Consider the following 15172-nt stretch of genomic DNA (forward strand, 5'->3'; position numbering starts at 1 on the left):
GGCGCTGGTACAGCCGACAAATGTGGCGCCTGACACACCGCCATCGCGGGCAAGCCCGCTCCCACAAGTTCGATGGCCGCATGCAAGATCTGCAAGCACCGCAAAATACTGTGGGAGCGGGCTTGCCCGCGATGAGGCCGGTAGGTTCAACAGCGATGGCGCCTGACACTCAGCCCTTGTGCATCTTGCTCATCAACTCGGCCTCGGCCTGGGTCAAGCCGCAGGAGTGGGTCAGTTCGTCGACGCTGGCGCCCATGCCCACCAGGCGCGCGGCCTGGGCGAATGACAGGCTGGTGGGGTCGCGCTGTTCGATCCGGGTCAGTTTGTCCGGCAACGGCTCGACCAGCACCCGCAATTCTTGCAGTTCTTCACCCATGCGCACCGTACCGTCCTGGTAATGATCGACGCGCCGAGCCAGCTCCTTGAGCCGCTGGTCACGCAGCGCATCGGCCTGGGCCGCAGCCGCGCTCAGAGCCCGCTGCTTGCGGGTATAGGCGAGGAAAATCGCCAGGGTACCGATCCACAGCAACCCCAGGACAATAACAGCCACTTCGAGAATCAATCAGATACTCTCCAGGTCCGACCACTCTTCCTCGCTCATCATCTTGTCCAGCTCGACCAGGATCAGCAGTTCGTTGTTCTTGTTGCACACGCCCTGGATGAACTTGGCCGACTCGTCGTTGCCGACGTTGGGTGCGGTCTCGATTTCCGACTGACGCAGGTAAACCACTTCCGCCACGCTGTCGACCATGATCCCGACCACTTGCTTGTCGGCCTCGATGATCACGATCCGGGTGTTGTCGCTGATCTCGGTGTTCATCAGGCCAAAACGCTGGCGGGTGTCGATCACAGTCACCACGTTGCCGCGCAGGTTGATGATGCCCAGCACGTAGCTGGGCGCACCCGGCACCGGCGCGATCTCGGTGTAGCGCAGGACTTCCTGGACACGCATCACGTTGATGCCGTAGGTCTCATTGTCCAGCTTGAAGGTTACCCATTGCAGGATCGGATCTTCGGAACCCTTTGCAGACGACGCCTTATCATTCATACCCTGACCCCTTAAAAAAACCGCCGATGGCGGTGTGTGTTCTGCCTGGCCGCCACGATGGACGGCCAGCGGCTTGTTATGTCAGTGAGTGCAGCGGCTTGCGCGCGCCCATGTGTTTGGCCCCGCCACTGGCGATCAACTCGGCCAGTTGCGCGACATCGAGCAAGGCGCACATGTGTTCGATCACGGTGCCCGCCAGCCATGGCCGTTGCCCGCGATGACTGCGCCATTTGATTTCGTTGGGGTTCAGGCGCAACGAGCGGCTGACTTGATGCACCGCCAGCCCCCACTCGTAGCCCTGCACCGAGATCACGTATTGCAAGCCCTGGCGAAAGTCGTCGCGGTAGCGATCGGGCATCACCCAGCGCGCGGTGTCGAGCACCTTGAGGTTGCCGGCCTGGCTCGGCAGGATCCCCAGGAACCACTCCGGCTGGCCGAACAGGGGCGTCAGCTCATGCCCGGCCAGGGGATAGATCGAACCCAGGCACACCAGCGGAACCGCCAGGGTCAAACCTGCGACGTCGAACAGCAGGCATTCGAATGGTTCGGCGGCCCAGCTCGGCCGGCCATCGCTGTCCACCGGTGGTGGCGTGGCGCTCGGCGGCAGGTGCACGTCGGCCACCGGCTCGACCAGCGTGTGCAGCAACGGCAGCATCGGGGCGCACGGTTCGGCAACCAGGGTCACCCGCGGTGCCTCGACCACCGATGGCTGGGCATCCCGTGCCTGCTCTTGCAGCACCGCCGCCTGGAACTCGTCCAACGCGCCTTGAGCCTCGATCACCTCAAGCACGTCGATGACTTCGGCCACTTCCACAGGCAGCTCTTCGGTGGCGTCCTGCAGCAAGGCGTCGAGGTAGGATTGCAGCGCCAGTTGCGGGCGCGAGGTGGTTTTCAGCGGCCGATTCATCTCAAGCCACCTGCGCGACAAGTTGCTGCGCCAGCAGGTGCTTGAGCAACGAGCGATAGGCCAGCACGCCACGGCTCTTGCCGTCGAACTGTGAAGGCGTGAGGCCGGCACGGCTGGCATCGCGCAGCCGGGTGTCGACCGGGATATAGCCCTGCCAGATGTCTTCCGGGTACATATCGCGCAGCACCCGCAGAGTGCTCAGGGAGGCCTGGGTACGGCGATCGAACAGGGTCGGCACGATGCTGAACGGCAGCGCCTGCTTGCGCGAGCGATTGATCATCGCCAGGGTGTTGACCATGCGCTCCAGGCCCTTGACCGCCAGGTGCTCGGTCTGCACCGGGATCACCAGTTGCTGGCTGGCCGCCAAGGCATTGACCATCAACACACCGAGCAACGGCGGGCTGTCGATCAGGGCGTAATCGAAATCCTGCCACAACTGCGCCAGGCTCTTGGCAATCACCAGGCCCAGGCCGCTCTTGCCCGGCGACTGGCGCTCCAGGGTGGCCAGCGCGGTGCTCGACGGCAACAGGGAAATACGTTCGTCGCTGGTGGGCAACAACAACTGCCCGGGCAGGCCTTGCGGCACGCTGCCACCATGCAGGAACAGGTCGTAACAGCTGTGTTCCAGGCTGTCCGGGTCGTAACCGAAGTAACTGGTCATGGAGCCGTGGGGGTCGAGATCGACCACGACCACGCGCTTGCCCGCCTCTGCCAGCAAACCGGCTAAAGCGATGGAGGAAGTGGTTTTACCAACACCACCCTTTTGATTGGCAACTGCCCAGACTCTCATTCAGTTCGTTCCTCCCGGTCGTATGGGGCAACCGAGAAATAGCTCAACGTGGCAAGCCGGGTGACGGAGAATTGACGGCGCTCGGCGCTCCCGGCGACTTGACCTGGGTTGGTGCAGTTTGTGTGCCAGCCCGCTTCAATGCCGCATCCGGTTGTGCATGAGCGGTACCGGTACCGGTCAAGCTGCGTCGCACATCGAGGTTGCGCGAGATCACCAGCACCACCCGCCGGTTGCGTGCGCGGCCTTCGGCGGTGGCATTGTTGGCCACCGGCTGGAACTCGCCATACCCCACCGACGCCAGGCGCTGGGGGTTGACGCCCTGCATGGCGAGCATGCGCACGATACTCGCCGAGCGGGCCGAGGACAGCTCCCAGTTGGTCGGGTATTGCGCGGTGCGGATCGGCAAGTCGTCGGTGAAACCTTCGACGTGAATCGGGTTATCGAACGGCTTGAGGATGGCCCCGACCTTATCGATGATGTTGAACGCGATATCGCTGGGCATGGCATCGCCGCTGCCGAACAACAGGCTGGAGTTGAGCTCGATCTCGACCCACAACTCGTTACCGCGGATCGTCATCTGGTTGGCACTGAGCAGGTCGCCGAAGGCCGCGCTGATGTCATCGGCGATGCGCTTGAGCGGGTCGTCAGCGGCCTGGGCAATGCCAGCGTCGAGCTGCTCGCTGTCCTTGACCAGGGGCTTGGCCGGGGTCACGGTCTGCGGTCGTTCGTCGCCGATGGGGATCGGCTTGAGGGCCCGATCGGCGTCGGTGAACACGCCGATCAGCGCCTCGGAGATCACCTTGTACTTGCCTTCGTTGATCGAGGAAATGGAATACATCACCACAAAAAAGGCGAACAGCAAGGTAATGAAGTCGGCGTAGGACACCAGCCAGCGTTCATGGTTGACGGGTTCTTCAGTGTAGCGCCGACGTGCCATGCTCCATGCCCCCCATCAGTCCATGAAGCCCTGTAGCTTGAGTTCGATGGAGCGAGGGTTTTCACCTTCGGCGATCGACAGGATGCCTTCGAGCAACATTTCCCGGTACCGCGACTGACGCAAGGCGATGGCCTTGAGTTTGGCGGCGATGGGCAGCAGCACCAGGTTGGCACTGGCCACCCCGTAGATGGTCGCGACGAAGGCCACGGCAATGCCGCTGCCCAGTTGCGACGGATCGGCCAGGTTGCCCATGACATGGATCAGGCCCATTACCGCGCCGATGATGCCGATGGTCGGGGCGTAGCCACCCATGCTTTCAAAGACCTTGGCGGCTTCGATGTCGCGGCTTTCCTGGGTGTAGAAATCCACTTCCAGGATGCTGCGGATCGCCTCCGGCTCGGCGCCATCGACCAGCAATTGCAGGCCCTTGCGCGAATAGCTGTCGGGCTCCGCATCCGCCACGCCTTCGAGGCCCAGCAGGCCTTCCTTGCGCGCGGTCAGGCTCCAGTTGACCACCCGGTCTATCCCGCCCGCCAGGTCGACCCGTGGCGGAAACAGAATCCACACCAGGATCTGCATGGCCCGCTTGAAGGCGCTCATCGGCGACTGCAGCAGCGCCGCGCCGATGGTTCCGCCGAGTACGATCAGGGCGGCCGGGCCGTTGGCCAGCGCCCCCAGGTGGCCGCCTTCCAGGTAGTTGCCGCCGATGATGGCGACAAACGCCATGATGATCCCGATCAGGCTCAGCACATCCATCAGAGGCACGCCTCGGCCAGGTGCTTGCCGATCTCGTCGAGGTCGTAGATGGCATCGGCCAGGTTGGCTTTGACAATCGCCATCGGCATGCCGTAGATCACGCAGCTGGCTTCATCCTGGGCCCAGATGGCGCTGCCGCTCTGCTTGAGCAGGCGCGCGCCTTCCCGACCGTCGGCGCCCATGCCAGTGAGGACCACCGCCAGAACTTTGTCGCCGTAGGATTTAGCCGCTGAGCCGAAGGTGATATCCACACACGGCTTGTAGTTCAAACGCTCGTCACCCGGGAGGATTTTCACCGCGCCACGGCCGTCGATCATCATCTGTTTGCCACCAGGCGCCAGCAAGGCCAGGCCCGGACGCAGGATGTCGCCGTCCTCGGCCTCCTTGACGCTGATCCGGCACAGCTTGTCCAGGCGCTCGGCGAATGCCTTGGTAAAGGCCGCCGGCATGTGCTGGACCAGCACAATGGGCGCCGGGAAGTTGGCCGGCAATTGGCTCAGCACGCGCTGCAGGGCCACCGGGCCGCCCGTGGAGGTACCGATGGCGACCAGCTTGTAGGCCTTGCGCTTGGGCGCGGGCGACGACGGCACGGATGCCGCGGCGCGGCTTGGCACCGGAGCCGCTGCCGGACGCGGTGTCGGGCTGCTGCCGGCAAAACTATTGACCGGTGCAGGGGCTGGGGTTGGGGTCGGGGTCGGGGTCGGGGTTGGCGCCGCTACCGGTGCAGGTGCCCGATAGGCACTGAAACGCCGGTTACTGCGCGAAATGCTGTGGACCTTCTCGCACAGCAGTTGCTTGACCTTCTCCGGGTTGCGCGAGATGTCTTCGAAATTCTTCGGCAGGAAATCCACCGCGCCGGCATCCAGCGCGTCGAGGGTGACCCGCGCGCCTTCATGGGTCAGCGAGGAGAACATCAACACCGGGGTCGGGCAGCGCTGCATGATATGCCGCACCGCCGTGATGCCATCCATCATCGGCATCTCGTAGTCCATGGTGATCACGTCGGGCTTGAGGGCCAGCGCCTGATCAATCGCCTCTTTGCCATTGGTCGCGGTCCCGACCACCTGGATATTCGGATCCGCCGAAAGGATTTCCGAGACGCGGCGGCGGAAAAAACCGGAATCATCCACCACCAGGACTTTGACTGCCATAAACACTCCATATAGGCGCAGCAGGGCGCCAGGCGCCCCGCTCCACCAGAATCAAATACGCCGTGTGGCGTAACGCTTGAGCATGCTCGGGACATCGAGAATCAACGCGATGCGACCGTCACCGGTAATGGTGGCGCCCGACATGCCCGGCGTTCCCTGGAGCATTTTGCCCAATGGCTTGATGACCACTTCTTCCTGGCCGACCAGTTGATCGACGACAAAGCCGATCCGCTGGGTGCCCACCGAAAGAATCACCACATGGCCCTCGCGCTGCTCTTCATGAGCGGCAGAGGCAACCAGCCAGCGCTTGAGGTAAAACAGTGGCAAGGCCTTGTCCCGCACGATCACCACTTCCTGGCCGTCGACCACATTGGTGCGCGACAGGTCGAGGTGGAAGATCTCGTTGACGTTGACCAGCGGGAACGCAAAGGCCTGGTTGCCCAGCATCACCATCAGGGTCGGCATGATCGCCAGGGTCAACGGCACCTTGATCACGATCTTCGAGCCCTGGCCCTTGGTCGAGTAGATATTGATCGAGCCATTGAGCTGGGAAATCTTGGTTTTCACCACGTCCATGCCCACGCCACGCCCGGACACATCGGAGATCTCGGTCTTGGTCGAGAACCCCGGGGCGAAGATCAGGTTGTAGCATTCGGTGTCGCTCAGGCGCTCGGCCGCATCCTTGTCCATCACCCCGCGTTTCACCGCGATGGCGCGCAGGACGTTGGGGTCCATGCCTTTGCCGTCGTCGGAGATCGACAGCAGGATGTGATCACCCTCCTGTTCGGCCGCCAGCACCACTTTGCCGCCCCGGGACTTGCCCGCGTCTTCACGTTCCTGCGGCGATTCGATGCCGTGGTCGACCGCGTTGCGCACCAAGTGCACCAGCGGGTCGGCCAGGGCCTCGACAAGGTTCTTGTCCAGATCGGTTTCTTCGCCGACCAGCTCCAGGTTGATCTCTTTCTTGAGCTGGCGGGCCAGGTCACGAACCAGGCGCGGGAAGCGCCCGAAGACCTTCTTGATCGGCTGCATGCGGGTCTTCATGACCGCCGTCTGCAGGTCCGCGGTGACCACGTCGAGGTTCGACACAGCCTTGGACATGGCTTCGTCACCGCTGTTGAGCCCCAGGCGCACCAGGCGGTTACGCACCAGTACCAGTTCGCCCACCATGTTCATGATTTCGTCCAGGCGCGCGGTGTCCACCCGTACCGTGGTCTCGGCTTCGCTGGCTGGTTTTTCCGCCGGCGGCGCAGACTGGGCACGAGCCGGGGCCGGCTTGGCGACAGGGGCCTTGGCGGCCGGGGCCGGGGCCACGACGTTGGCCGCCGCGGCCGCGACTGGCGCGGCGCTGACCGCAGCGGTCTCGGCATTGCCCGCAACGTGGCTGAACTTGCCCTTGCCGTGCAACTCATCGAGCAGGGATTCGAACTCGTGATCGGAGATCAGGTCACTGCCGACCGCCGCCGCTTCGGGCACTGCGGCTGCCGGGACCGAGGCGAGCGCCGACTCCAGCGCTTCAACGGCAAAGTTGCCCTTGCCGTGCAACTGGTCGAGCAAGGCTTCGAACTCGTCGTCGGTAATGTCACTGCTTTCAGATGCGACCACCGGGGCGACCGGCTCGGCCGCTGCCGGCAGATTGTCCACGGCGAACTGGCCTTTGCCGTGCAACTGATCGAGCAACGACTCGAACTCGGCGTCGCTGATTTCATCACTGCCGGTCGCCGCCACCGGGGCCTGGACCACTGGTGCCTCGGCTTGCGCCTTGACCGCATTCAGCGAGTCGAGCAGTTGTTCAAATTCGTTGTCGGTGATATCGCCGCTGTCGCTGGCAACAACCGGCGCCTCGGGAGCTGGCGCAAGCGCTGCCACCTCGTCGGCCGATTGCGGTTCCGCCAGGCGCGCCAGGGCCGCCAGCAGCTCGGCCGTGGCGGCCGTGACCGGTGCACGCTCGCGCACTTCGCTGAACATGCCGTTGACTGCGTCCAACGCTTCGAGCACCACGTCCATCAGCTCCGAGTCGACGCGTCGCTCACCCTTGCGCAGGATGTCGAAGACGTTCTCGGCGATGTGGCAGCACTCCACCAGTTCGTTGAGCTGGAGGAAGCCGGCGCCCCCTTTTACAGTGTGAAAACCGCGAAAAATTGCATTGAGCAGGTCCGCATCATCCGGTCGGCTTTCCAGCTCGACCAGTTGTTCGGACAGTTGCTCCAGAATCTCGCCGGCCTCAACCAGAAAATCCTGAAGGATCTCTTCATCGGCGCCGAAGCTCATGTGTAGGGGTGCTCCTAGAATCCAAGGCTGGAAAGCAAATCGTCGACATCGTCCTGACCGGACATCACGTCATCACGTTTATCGGCATGAATCTGCGGACCTTCACCCTGCGCCAGATGTTTTTGCGGATTTTTTTCCGCGAGGATCGCTGCACGGTCATGTTCGATACCGGCAAAGCGGTCGACCTGGCTGGCCATCAGCACCAGTTTGAGCAGATTGCTTTCCACTTCCGTGACCAGTTGCGTCACGCGTTTGATCACCTGACCGGTCAGGTCCTGGTAATCCTGGGCCAGCAGAATGTCGTTGAGGTTGCCCGCCACGACCTGGCTGTGGTTGGCGCTGCGACTCAGGAAGCCATCGACGCGCCGGGCCAACTCGCGGAACTCTTCAGCCCCGACTTCACGGCGCATGAAACGCCCCCAGTCCGCGCTCAACGCCTGGGCATCGGTGCCCAGGGCATTGACCAGCGGCGTGCTGTTCTCCACCAGGTCCATGGTGCGGTTGGCCGCCGCCTCAGTCAGTTTGACCACATACCCCAGGCGCTCGGTGGCGTCGGTGATCTGCGAGACTTCCTCGGCTTGCGGCATGTTCGGGTCAATCTGGAAATTGACGATCGCGCTATGCAGCTCACGGGTGAGCTTGCCCACTTCCTGGTACAGGCCACGGTCGCGGGTCTGGTTGAGCTCATGGATCAGTTGCACGGCGTCGCCGAACTTGCCTTTTTCCAGGCTTTCGACCAATTCGACCGCGTGTTTTTTCAGGGTCGATTCAAAATCGCCCTGTGAAATCTCTCGTTGTTCCATAGCTCCCCCGTAGCGCCAGTCATCAACCGATGCGTTCGAAGATCTTCTCGATCTTCTCTTTCAACGCCTGGGCAGTGAACGGTTTGACCACATAGCCGTTTACACCGGCCTGGGCCGCTTCGATGATCTGCTCGCGCTTGGCTTCGGCGGTCACCATCAACACTGGCAAATGCTTGAGCTTTTCGTTGGCGCGCACGTGACGCAGCAGATCGATACCGGTCATGCCCGGCATGTTCCAGTCCGTGACCAGAAAATCGATGCTGCCGCTGTTGAGCATAGGGATGGCGGTAGTGCCGTCGTCTGCCTCGACCGTGTTGGTGAACCCGAGGTCACGCAACAGGTTTTTAATGATCCGCCGCATCGTTGAGAAGTCATCAACGATGAGGATTTTCATGTTCTTGTCCAATTCGACCTCCAAGCAGTCTTAAACGCGCCCAGCACCTGGGCACGCCATTCAATCAACAGGCAGAGCACTCAACGACGGTTTGGAGCACAACGGATGATGACCGCGCCAGCGTGAAGCTGTAGCAGTGTCTTTCGCAGTGTCCCCACACTGCTGTCAGCGCGCTCGCCACTCTCCCAAACGCCCCCGCAAACGGGCTGCGCACTGGCTGTGTAACTGGCTGACCCGCGATTCGCTGACCCCCAGGACCTCACCGATTTCCTTGAGGTTCAGCTCCTCGTCGTAGTACAGCGCCAAGACCAGTCGCTCACGCTCCGGCAAATTGGCAATCGCGTCCGCCAGCGCCGCCTGGAAGCGTTCATCCTCCAGGTCGCGCGACGGCTCGAGATGAGCACTCGCGCCATCCTCATGCAGCCCTTCATGCTCGCCGTCCTGCAACAGGTCGTCGAAACTGAACAGGCGACTGCCCAAGGTGTCATTCAAAATCCCGTAATAATCGTCGAGACTCAATTGGAGTTCGGCCGCAACCTCGTGATCTTTAGCGTCACGTCCGGTTTTAGCTTCAATTGAGCGAATCGCGTCACTGACCATGCGGGTATTGCGGTGCACCGAGCGTGGCGCCCAGTCACCTTTACGGACCTCGTCGAGCATCGCCCCGCGGATGCGGATCCCGGCGTAGGTCTCGAAACTCGCGCCTTTGCTGGCGTCGTACTTGGTCGACACTTCAAGCAGGCCGATCATCCCGGCCTGGATCAGGTCTTCGACCTGCACACTGGCCGGCAGACGCGCCAGCAAGTGATAGGCAATGCGTTTTACCAGTGGCGCGTAACGCTCGATCAGCTCGTACTGCGCGTCACGCGCCGACTGCTTGTACAGGTTGTAGCCGCTAGCTGTCATAGCACCGGACCCGCAGTCTGTTGCACCAGGCGCTCCACAAAAAACTCCAGATGCCCACGCGGATTGGCGGGCAATGGCCAGGTATCGACTTTCTGCGCAATGGCCCGGAAAGCCAGGGCACATTTGGAGCGAGGAAAGGCTTCGTACACCGCGCGCTGCTTCTGCACCGCCTTGCGCACACTTTCGTCGTAGGGCACCGCGCCGACGTATTGTAGGGCGACATCCAGGAAGCGGTCCGTGACCTTGGTCAACTTGGCGAACAGGTTGCGCCCTTCCTGCGGGCTTTGCGCCATGTTGGCCAGCACGCGGAAGCGGTTCATGCCGTAGTCACGGTTCAGCAGCTTGATCAGGGCATAGGCGTCGGTGATCGAGGTCGGCTCGTCGCAGACCACCAGCAGCACTTCCTGGGCGGCGCGAACAAAGCTGACCACCGATTCGCCGATCCCTGCCGCGGTGTCGATCACCAACACATCGAGGTTGTCGCCCACATCGCTGAACGCCTGGATCAGGCCCGCGTGCTGGGCCGGGCTCAGGTGCACCATGCTCTGGGTTCCGGAGGCAGCCGGGACGATACGAATCCCGCCGGGCCCCTGCAGCAGCACGTCGCGCAGTTCGCAGCGGCCCTCGATCACGTCGGCCAGGGTGCGCTTGGGCGTCAGCCCCAGCAACACATCGACGTTCGCCAGCCCCAGATCGGCGTCCAGCAACATGACGCGCCGACCGAGCTCTGCCAGAGCCAGGGACAAGTTCACTGAAACGTTAGTCTTACCGACGCCACCCTTGCCGCCGGTCACCGCGATCACCTGTACGGGATGCATGCTGCCCATGTGCTTTCTATACCTTGTCTTGCTTAGACGCGGGCTACATGACTGGCTGCGCGTTCCCTGGGGAACAATGCATGGCAGGCCATCGATGTAGATACAAATCTAGTCATTAATACCTCAGCCAACCCGTTTGGTCGGGCTGTGGTAGAGATCAGCGAACATATCAGCCATGGCTTCTTCGCTGGGTTCTTCCTGCATTTGTACACTCACGGCGCGACTGACCAACTGATGGCGGCGCGGCAGATGCAGGTCATCCGGAATACGCGGACCATCAGTCAGATAAGCCACCGGTAATTCGTGACTGATCGCCAAGCTCAAGACCTCGCCCAGGCTTGCCGTTTCGTCCAGTTTAGTCAGGATGCAGCCGGCCAGCCCGCAGCGTTTGTAACTGTGGTAGGCGGCCGTCAGCACCTGCTTCTGGCTGGTCGTGGCCAGCACCAGATAATTCTTCGATTTGATGCCACGACCGGCCAGGCTTTCCAACTGCATGCGCAACGCCGGGTCACTGGCCTGCAGGCCCGCGGTGTCGATCAACACCACGCGCTTGCGCAGCAGCGGGTCCAGCGCCTGGGCCAGGGACTGGCCCGGATCCAGGTGCGTCACCGAGACGTTGAGGATGCGCCCCAGGGTCTTGAGCTGTTCCTGGGCGCCAATGCGGTAACTGTCCATGCTCACCAGGGCGATGTGCTGCGCGCCGTACTTGAGCACATAACGCGCCGCCAGCTTGGCCAGGGTGGTGGTCTTGCCCATGCCGGCCGGGCCGACCATGGCAATCACTCCGCCCTCTTCCAGGGGCTCGATCTCGGGGGTGACGATCATCCGCGCCAGGTGGGCCAGCAGCATGCGCCAGGCCTGGCGGGGTTCTTCAATACTGGCGGTCAGCTCCAGCAGGTCGCGGGACAACGGACCGGACAGGCCGATGCGTTGCAGCCGGCGCCAGAGGTTGGCCTGCTGCGGATGACGGCCTTGCAGCTGGTTCCAGGCCAGGGAGCCGAGTTGCACTTCGAGCAATTCGCGCAAGCCATTGAGCTCCGAACGCATCGAGTCATAGGCCCGCGGGTCGATGGCGGCCGCCGGCGCTGGTGTCGGGGCAGGACGGGGTGGCTCGGACAGGGTCGGCTCGATCAAGGGTTCGGCGGCGGTCAGCGGCAACCCGGCAAACAGCTGGCGACTGGCGTGCTCGCCCGCCTCGCCTTCGCCACGCAAGCTCAGTTCGGCCTGAGCCGTGACAATGCGCGACTGGGTCTTGCGCAGCTCGTCCTCGAGCTCGATGTTCGGCACCCGCGGCGCCAGGGCCGACAGCTTGTAATCCAGGGCCGCCATCAGCTCGACACCGCCGGCAATGCGGCGGTTGCCGATGATCGCGGCATCAGCGCCCAGCTCATCACGAACCAGTTTCATGGCCTGACGCATATCGGCGGCGAAAAAACGCTTAACTTGCATAAACCACTACCTCAGCCGTTGGGCCCTACTGTCGCAACGATGGTCACTTGCTTGTTGTCAGGAATTTCCTGATAGGCCAACACATGCAACCCCGGGACTGCCAGGCGTCCAAACCGCGAGAGCATCGCGCGGACCGGACTTGCGACCAACAGAATCACCGGGTGACCTTGCATTTCCTGACGCTGGGCCGCGTCGATCAACGAACGCTGCAGCTTTTCGGCCATGCTTGGCTCCAGCAAGACACCCTCGTCGGCGCCCTGCCCTGCCTTTTGAATACTATTGAGCAATATTTGTTCCAACCTTGGCTCCAAGGTGATCACAGGCAGCTCGGACTCAGTGCCTACAATGCTTTGCACGATAGCGCGGGACAGACCGACACGCACGGCCGCGACCAAAGCGGCGGTATCTTGACTCTTGGTGGCATTGTTGGCGATCGCCTCGGCGATGCTGCGGATGTCGCGTACCGGCACCTGTTCGGCCAACAGCGCCTGCAGCACCTTGAGCAGTTGCGACAGCGACAGGACACCTGGCACCAGCTCCTCGGCCAGTTTTGGCGAGCTTTTGGCCAGCAATTGCAGGAGTTGCTGGACTTCCTCGTGACCGATCAGCTCGCTGGAGTGCTTGTACAGAATCTGGTTCAGGTGCGTGGCCACAACCGTACTGGCATCGACCACGGTGTAACCCAGCGATTGCGCCTGGGAACGCTGGCTGACTTCGATCCACACCGCCTCCAGGCCAAAGGCCGGATCTTTGGCGGTAATCCCGTTGAGGGTACCGAACACCTGCCCCGGGTTGATCGCCAGCTCGCGGTCCGGGTAAATCTCCGCCTCGGCCAGGATCACCCCCATCAACGTCAGGCGATAGGCGCTGGGTGCCAGGTCGAGGTTGTCGCGGATGTGCACCGTGGGCATCAGGAAGCCCAGGTCCTGGGACAGCTTCTTGCGCACGCCCTTGATCCGCGCCAGCAATTGCCCGCCCTGGTTGCGATCCACCAGGGGGATCAGGCGGTAGCCGACCTCCAGGCCAATCATGTCGATCGGCGTCACGTCGTCCCAGCCCAACTCCTTGGTTTCCATGGCCCGCGCGGGCGAAGGCAGCAGTTCCTGCTGGCGCTGGACCTCTTCCAGGGCCTTGACCTTGATGGTGTTCTGCTTCTTCCAGAACAGGTAGGCACCGCCTGCCGCAAGGGCCGCCATGCTGAGGAAGGCGAAGTGTGGCATGCCCGGGACAATCCCCATCACCGCCATCAGGCCCGCCGAAACGGCCAGGGCCTTGGGCGAGGCGAACATCTGCCGATTGATCTGCTTGCCCATGTCTTCGGAGCCCGAGGCACGGGTCACCATGATGGCCGCCGCGGTGGACAACAGCAGTGATGGCAATTGCGCCACCAAACCGTCACCGATGGTCAGCAAGGCATACACCCGGCCGGCATCGCCAAAGGTCATGCCGTGCTGGAAGATCCCCACCGCCATGCCGCCAATCAGGTTGATGAACAGGATCAACAGGCCGGCAATGGCGTCGCCGCGCACGAACTTGCTGGCACCGTCCATCGAGCCATAGAACTCGGCTTCCTGGGCGACTTCAGTACGACGGGTCTTGGCCTGGCCCTGATCGATCAGGCCGGCGTTGAGGTCGGCGTCGATCGCCATCTGCTTGCCGGGCATCGCATCGAGGGTGAAACGCGCGCTGACCTCGGAAATCCGCCCGGCGCCCTTGGTCACCACCACGAAGTTGATGATCATCAGGATCGCAAACACCACGATACCGACCACGTAGTTACCGCCAATCACCACCTCGCCGAAGGCCTGGATCACCTTACCGGCGGCGGCGTGGCCGTCCTGGCCGTGCAGCATCACCACCCGCGTCGACGCCACGTTGAGCGCCAGGCGCAGCAGCGTCGCCACCAGCAAAATGGTCGGGAACACCGCAAAATCGAGGGGCCGCAAGGCGTACACACAGACCAGCAGCACCACGATCGACAGGGCAATGTTGAAGGTAAAGAACACGTCGAGCAGGAACGGCGGGATCGGCAACATCATCATTGCCAGCATGACCAACAACAACAGCGGCACACCCAGATTGCCTCGTGTGAGGTCTGCCATGTTGCTGCGGGCATTGTTGATTAGTTGAGAGCGATCCACCGGTATTCCCCGTTCCTTGAAGCAAACTTTTGACGCCAGAAGCGGGCGCAGGGCGGCTACTGCAAGAAGCTTTCCAACTTTGAAAAAGATTGAAACACGACAGCGCCCGCGGGCGGATTGGCGAGGACGTCGCCCTCGAGCGCAGCCATGCAAGCCCGGCAACGGCCAATGAGCGGGGCAATCATTGGCGACGAGGTGAATGCGCTGAAAGTTTATGTAACAAAACGGCTGCAGGACTCACCAGATCAAGCGCTCGGGTTAATTCTCGGTTAACGCACCCCCAAGAGCATTGCCGGCGATAAACAAACCCGGCAAGTAGCTTTATCTAACCCTCGCCCCCCCAAGCGCTGAGTGACGCCCCATTACCCGGCATAGAAATTTTGAGCGAATGAAAAAGCCCACTTAACCGTTTGATTATTTTTTTGCGCGCAGTCCTGACACCCAGGCGCACATCAAATTTCATTCAACAAAAAGAGGGAAATACCAATGCTGGAAAAGGAAAACACGGGATACACCCGTATTGCCAAGTGGTTGCATTGGAGCATGGCATTCATTTGGATGGTGAGTTGGGGGCTTGGCATCTTGGCTACCCACTGGCGCGACACGCTGAACCCCCAGCATGAACTCACGTTCTTGCACAAAGCACTGGCCAGTACGCTACTGCTCCTGATCGTTGCGCGAGTCACCTGGCGATTGAAGAATCCCCCGCCAGCCTTGCCTGAAAGCATGTCCGCACTTGCGAAGCGTGGAGCGATGATCGGACATATCTTGCTCTACGCCATTGCCCTGATTGCCTTGCCC

At 62.0% G+C, this 15172-nt stretch carries 14 protein-coding genes and 1 pseudogene; 1 reads left to right on the forward strand and 14 read right to left on the reverse strand.

Annotation, left to right across the window (positions count from 1 at the left end; all coding sequences use genetic code 11):
• Window positions 1–169 precede the first annotated feature (169 nt).
• The 14 genes from Q1W70_RS02775 to flhA all read right to left on the reverse strand — a co-directional run bounded on the left by Q1W70_RS02775 (window position 170) and on the right by flhA (window position 14371).
• Entirely contained in the window at window positions 170–562 is a 393-nt protein-coding gene (locus Q1W70_RS02775) for a DUF2802 domain-containing protein (RefSeq protein WP_166592946.1), read from the reverse strand.
• Window positions 563–1048, reverse strand: a complete 486-nt coding sequence (locus Q1W70_RS02780) for a chemotaxis protein CheW (RefSeq protein ID WP_166592945.1) — start codon at window positions 1046–1048, stop codon at window positions 563–565. It abuts the gene before it with no gap.
• Window positions 1049–1124: 76 nt separating this feature from the next.
• Window positions 1125–1955, reverse strand: a complete 831-nt coding sequence (locus Q1W70_RS02785) for a CheW domain-containing protein (protein ID WP_166592944.1) — start codon at window positions 1953–1955, stop codon at window positions 1125–1127.
• A gap of 1 nt (window position 1956) precedes the next feature.
• Window positions 1957–2745 (reverse strand): ParA family protein, encoded by a 789-nt coding sequence (locus Q1W70_RS02790; RefSeq protein ID WP_185818469.1) that lies wholly within the window; start codon window positions 2743–2745, stop codon window positions 1957–1959.
• A 43-nt stretch (window positions 2746–2788) separates the two neighbouring features.
• Entirely contained in the window at window positions 2789–3682 is an 894-nt protein-coding gene (gene motD, locus Q1W70_RS02795; RefSeq protein WP_166592942.1) for a flagellar motor protein MotD, read from the reverse strand.
• 15 nt (window positions 3683–3697) lie between these two features.
• Window positions 3698–4438 carry a flagellar motor protein gene (locus Q1W70_RS02800; protein WP_166592941.1) on the reverse strand — a complete coding sequence of 247 codons (741 nt, stop codon included), beginning with the start codon at window positions 4436–4438 and terminating at the stop codon, window positions 3698–3700.
• The gene (locus Q1W70_RS02805) at window positions 4438–5589 is read right to left on the reverse strand and encodes a protein-glutamate methylesterase/protein-glutamine glutaminase (protein WP_302098614.1); all 1152 of its coding nucleotides are present in this window, start codon (window positions 5587–5589) and stop codon (window positions 4438–4440) included. Before Q1W70_RS02805 ends, Q1W70_RS02800 begins: the two co-directional genes overlap by 1 nt.
• 51 nt (window positions 5590–5640) lie before the next feature.
• Entirely contained in the window at window positions 5641–7860 is a 2220-nt protein-coding gene (locus tag Q1W70_RS02810; RefSeq protein ID WP_166592939.1) for a chemotaxis protein CheA, read from the reverse strand.
• A 14-nt stretch (window positions 7861–7874) separates the two neighbouring features.
• A complete protein-coding gene (locus Q1W70_RS02815; protein WP_302098615.1) occupies window positions 7875–8663 on the reverse strand; it encodes a protein phosphatase CheZ in 789 nt (262 codons plus the stop codon).
• Between the two features lie 22 nt (window positions 8664–8685).
• Complete coding sequence (locus Q1W70_RS02820; protein WP_162530195.1) at window positions 8686–9057, reverse strand: chemotaxis response regulator CheY; 372 nt, start codon at window positions 9055–9057, stop codon at window positions 8686–8688.
• A 165-nt stretch (window positions 9058–9222) separates the two neighbouring features.
• Entirely contained in the window at window positions 9223–9963 is a 741-nt protein-coding gene (gene fliA / locus Q1W70_RS02825) for an RNA polymerase sigma factor FliA (RefSeq protein WP_018925059.1), read from the reverse strand.
• Window positions 9960–10790 (reverse strand): flagellar synthesis regulator FleN, encoded by an 831-nt coding sequence (gene fleN / locus Q1W70_RS02830; protein WP_166592937.1) that lies wholly within the window; start codon window positions 10788–10790, stop codon window positions 9960–9962. The genes fliA and fleN overlap by 4 nt, the downstream gene beginning before the upstream one ends.
• A gap of 114 nt (window positions 10791–10904) precedes the next feature.
• Window positions 10905–12230 carry a flagellar biosynthesis GTPase FlhF gene (gene flhF, locus Q1W70_RS02835; RefSeq protein ID WP_182343897.1) on the reverse strand — a complete coding sequence of 442 codons (1326 nt, stop codon included), beginning with the start codon at window positions 12228–12230 and terminating at the stop codon, window positions 10905–10907.
• Between the two features lie 11 nt (window positions 12231–12241).
• On the reverse strand, window positions 12242–14371 hold the full coding sequence (gene flhA, locus Q1W70_RS02840; RefSeq protein WP_166592935.1) for a flagellar biosynthesis protein FlhA: 2130 nt from the start codon (window positions 14369–14371) through the stop codon (window positions 12242–12244).
• A gap of 558 nt (window positions 14372–14929) precedes the next feature.
• Between flhA and Q1W70_RS02845 the strand changes: the two are divergent.
• Window positions 14930–15109, forward strand: a pseudogene (locus tag Q1W70_RS02845) (cytochrome b); the annotation flags it as partial.
• Window positions 15110–15172 lie beyond the last annotated feature (63 nt).

It is taken from the genome of Pseudomonas kielensis, assembly GCF_030505375.1.
Taxonomy (GTDB): Bacteria; Pseudomonadota; Gammaproteobacteria; order Pseudomonadales; family Pseudomonadaceae; genus Aquipseudomonas; species Aquipseudomonas kielensis.

Coding starts and splice junctions, on each gene's coding strand:
- Q1W70_RS02800 (WP_166592941.1), bottom strand. CDS start 4,438: ATGGATGTGCTGAGCCTGATCGGGATCATCATGGCGTTTGTCGCCATC.
- motD (WP_166592942.1), bottom strand. CDS start 3,682: ATGGCACGTCGGCGCTACACTGAAGAACCCGTCAACCATGAACGCTGG.
- Q1W70_RS02815 (WP_302098615.1), bottom strand. CDS start 8,663: ATGGAACAACGAGAGATTTCACAGGGCGATTTTGAATCGACCCTGAAA.
- flhF (WP_182343897.1), bottom strand. CDS start 12,230: ATGCAAGTTAAGCGTTTTTTCGCCGCCGATATGCGTCAGGCCATGAAA.
- fliA (WP_018925059.1), bottom strand. CDS start 9,963: ATGACAGCTAGCGGCTACAACCTGTACAAGCAGTCGGCGCGTGACGCG.
- fleN (WP_166592937.1), bottom strand. CDS start 10,790: ATGGGCAGCATGCATCCCGTACAGGTGATCGCGGTGACCGGCGGCAAG.
- Q1W70_RS02820 (WP_162530195.1), bottom strand. CDS start 9,057: ATGAAAATCCTCATCGTTGATGACTTCTCAACGATGCGGCGGATCATT.
- Q1W70_RS02810 (WP_166592939.1), bottom strand. CDS start 7,860: ATGAGCTTCGGCGCCGATGAAGAGATCCTTCAGGATTTTCTGGTTGAG.
- Q1W70_RS02805 (WP_302098614.1), bottom strand. CDS start 5,589: ATGGCAGTCAAAGTCCTGGTGGTGGATGATTCCGGTTTTTTCCGCCGC.
- Q1W70_RS02790 (WP_185818469.1), bottom strand. CDS start 2,745: ATGAGAGTCTGGGCAGTTGCCAATCAAAAGGGTGGTGTTGGTAAAACC.
- Q1W70_RS02785 (WP_166592944.1), bottom strand. CDS start 1,955: ATGAATCGGCCGCTGAAAACCACCTCGCGCCCGCAACTGGCGCTGCAA.
- Q1W70_RS02780 (WP_166592945.1), bottom strand. CDS start 1,048: ATGAATGATAAGGCGTCGTCTGCAAAGGGTTCCGAAGATCCGATCCTG.